Origin of the sequence: Pseudoalteromonas sp. 68 DY56-GL68 (genome assembly GCF_041414825.1) — a bacterium.
Classification (GTDB): domain Bacteria; phylum Pseudomonadota; class Gammaproteobacteria; order Enterobacterales; family Alteromonadaceae; genus Pseudoalteromonas.
Map to the genome: position 1 here is coordinate 1 of NZ_JAOCZL010000017.1, position 3,368 is coordinate 3,368.

General features: G+C 37.4%; 4 protein-coding genes and 1 pseudogene. All 5 read right to left on the reverse strand.

All coding sequences use genetic code 11. The features are described from left to right. On the reverse strand, positions 1-206 hold a 206-nt coding region (locus NYF15_RS08440; protein WP_371353321.1), incomplete at its 3' end, for an RHS domain-containing protein. A 132-nt stretch (positions 207-338) separates the two neighbouring features. Continuing rightward, positions 339-443 (reverse strand): annotated as a pseudogene (locus NYF15_RS08445) (hypothetical protein); the annotation flags it as partial. Between the two features lie 232 nt (positions 444-675). Next, on the reverse strand, positions 676-1,065 hold the full coding sequence (locus tag NYF15_RS08450; RefSeq protein ID WP_371353322.1) for a hypothetical protein: 390 nt from the start codon (positions 1,063-1,065) through the stop codon (positions 676-678). A 40-nt stretch (positions 1,066-1,105) separates the two neighbouring features. Continuing rightward, the gene (locus NYF15_RS08455; RefSeq protein ID WP_130151798.1) at positions 1,106-1,765 is read right to left on the reverse strand and encodes a hypothetical protein; all 660 of its coding nucleotides are present in this window, start codon (positions 1,763-1,765) and stop codon (positions 1,106-1,108) included. A 12-nt stretch (positions 1,766-1,777) separates the two neighbouring features. Further along, the coding region (locus tag NYF15_RS08460) for an RHS repeat domain-containing protein (protein WP_371353323.1) at positions 1,778-3,368 on the reverse strand (1,591 nt) is incomplete at its 5' end.

A 3,368-nucleotide genomic window follows, 5' to 3' on the forward strand; every position in this document is an offset into this window, starting at 1 on the left:
CGGTTGTAATGTAAGCCGCTTTCTTCATCAAAATATTGCCCTTGAAAACGTATTGGCTGAGTGAAGGTGTTTTCTTTATTAAAGTCAGTATCGGCTTCTGGCTCTTCATAGCCATACACATCCGCGTGGTTTTGCCATACAACTTCTGCGTTTATATTAGTCACAAAACGTGGGGTGTTCAGCTGGTCTAGGTGATAGTAATACACCTCACCCTGTTTAATCAGTGCGACTGGGTGAAATTGATTTGGTAGGTTGATGTACCAAGTATACTCGCCGTGCTGGTATTCACCAATTAGCTGGTCGTTATCCCAAATGTAATCAATTTTGCCATGCTCGGTATGCTTGGCGATGCGTCGACCCAGCGGGTCGTAGTCGTAATGCGTGAGCGTACCGTTGTTGTTAAAGCTGCTTAATTGGTTGAACGCATTGAGTTGATTTTTGATATTATTTTAGCTGTCGTGGCTAAAAAAGTTTAAACAAAGTTCCCTAAACCTTTTGAAACATCCATGTTATTAAAAAGCATATTTATCTTAAAATTTGACAGAGTATTTTTTACGTTTAATAGATACTATAAAAGAAAGCGTTAAAAACTTAGCTAGGATAATTATTTTGATCCATGAAATATAATAAAGAAATAAATCCTAATTTATTAAACTCTATATTTATATAAACATTTTATTTCTTAATAACTTTTGAACCATTTACCCCTCCTCCAGTGCCATCCAAACTTATAGCCTTAACAAGGCTATATCCGCCACCTTTAATATTATTTTCTACATCGACCAAATCCATACCGAAAGTGAAGCCTAAAACATTTAATTCACACTGCTTTACATCTTCATCACCATTGAAATGAAAAAACAAACACTCAAACTCACCTTCATCGTCATATAAAATTGAAACCCCTTTTTCGACGAAAAGCACATATGTTTCCTCTAACTCTTCATCTAAAAAATACTTTGGCTTTTCATTAAAAGTTTCATAGAACATGTCTGTATTATCAAATTCAATACTAGAGTCTATAATCATTTTTATGGCGTTTAAATCTATAACCACAACCATCAAGTACTTTTATTTCCTCTACAGAGCCCATGCATATTAGTATTTACTGAGTCGCTTTGCAGTATACAACTCCATTTGCGGAAAGCTGGCTATTTTCAGCCCAATAACAGTTACTGTTTTCACTTTTCCATAGCGAAAAAGCTGCATCTAGACTTTTTGAATTTTCTAGGCCAATAAAAGAGCTTAAAAAGTAGGCTGATACAGTTGCCCAACGTGTTTTTTCTAAAGACCAATCATAAAGTAATAAAACAGCATCATCATCAGGAAGCTCATCAATTAAATACTCTGAAATTGAACCATAAATATTAGAATGCAACTTATTTTCACCTGATTTAAAGTTTATTTTTTCTGGTGAAACCTTAACAGATGAAATATTATCTATAAAATTGATAGTCAAAAAATCATTATCATGTTCTAAGAAAACACTGACGTCTGATAAATATCTTTTGACGATCTCAACAAGCTCTCCATCAGATATTTTCTCCTTATTCATTATTCCAGACTTGATAGCTAAATATTTATTAAAAAGCATCCTTGAATTAGGAAATAAGGATAGAGCTTCAAATGCTTGTTCATTTGAAAGATAATCAAAATAAAACTTTCGATATATGCAATCGTCATCAGATAAATCAACATCCTCCCACTCTGTCTCAGGTAGGGACTTTAACAATATATCTTCTAAACTTTTAATAGTTGTACTCATTAAATACTCTCTTTATTTTTCTACTATTATTTTCCACTTATCCTTTAAGTCATTAAGCTTCTCATCAAATTGTTCTAAGGAGCTACTTTGATCTATGGCTTCCCCTAACTGCTTATGGAATATTGACGAGCCCGGAGCAGTGACTTCATTTGTTTCTGGGTTTAATATCCTATGGCCACCTTGAGTTGAGGAACCTGGTATTGTCCATTTTAGCTTTTCAGTTGGTACAGAATAATCATTATGAACTTGTTCAACAGTAACTCCCCACTTTTTCCAGTGGGGTGCTTTAGAAACCATTAGATGTTCATGCATACCACCATCTCCCCTTAAGCCATTTTCAATTTTACGCCTAATTTTTTTATCTTTCTTATATAGTAGAGCCAATTCCTCAGGACTAAGCGAATCAAACCAAGCATTAAATTCACCACTTTTATATGTAGGAACATCCTTAGCAGATAAATTATCAATGTCAATTAATCTAATGCCTGAATTTCGTTCATCAAGGTCTTGGGGCTTACCTAACCCTCGCCATTCGCTAATACTACCATCGCCACCATTAGCAAGCCAAGTACGGTAGCCTATATCTTCTTGAACATCATCGGTAGACCACTCGTCACCATCTACTCCAACTGCTTTATAATAAACTTCGTCGCTATGCTTGGAGTAAATAGTTCCATCAGGCCCAGCCAGTTCCTCTAAAGCTCCACCCGTTGACGGGCTATATGCAAGCAGAGAAACTGTACCTAAAGCCCTGGCCAACCAAGGAGCAACTTTTGCTAACATTGCTCTTTCAGCGACATATAAAGCATCGTTTGCTGCTGTTTGAACTGCTATTCGTGTAGCAGTAGTTGCAGTGGAGTTGACTAGAGACTGGACAGGAGCAGCCTTAGCTACTGCTAATGCAGCTAATCCATGCTTAATTTCTTTAGGAGTTAAATTACCATCCTGAGCGGCCAAGTATAATTTATCTGAAAGCTCAGGACTGATTATTCCCGATTGAGTGCAATTATGTAATGCCTCTTTTAATGAAGCTTCACCCTCTTTACACATCAACCCAAACGGATCTACCCAATTAACTGGGTTCGGCGCATATTGGTAATGATTAATACCACCCACTAAACCAATGGGGTCTTGGTTTATAAAACGTTGTTGTTTGGGGCTGTAATAGCGGTAACGGTTGTAATGTAAGCCGCTTTCTTCATCAAAATATTGCCCTTGAAAACGTATTGGCTGAGTGAAGGTGTTTTCTTTATTAAAGTCAGTATCGGCTTCTGGCTCTTCATAGCCATACACATCCGCGTGGTTTTGCCATACAACTTCTGCGTTTATATTAGTCACAAAACGTGGGGTGTTCAGCTGGTCTAGGTGATAGTAATACACCTCACCCTGTTTAATCAGTGCGACTGGGTGAAATTGATTTGGTAGGTTGATGTACCAAGTATACTCGCCGTGCTGGTATTCACCAATTAGCTGGTCGTTATCCCAAATGTAATCAATTTTGCCATGCTCGGTATGCTTGGCGATGCGTCGACCCAGCGGGTCGTAGTCGTAATGCGTGAGCGTACCGTTGTTGTTAAAGCTGCTTAATTGGTTGAACGCATTG

Excerpts from the sequence above, each read along its gene's own strand:
- NYF15_RS08455 (WP_130151798.1), bottom strand. The coding sequence starts at position 1,765 with ATGAGTACAACTATTAAAAGTTTAGAAGATATATTGTTAAAGTCCCTA.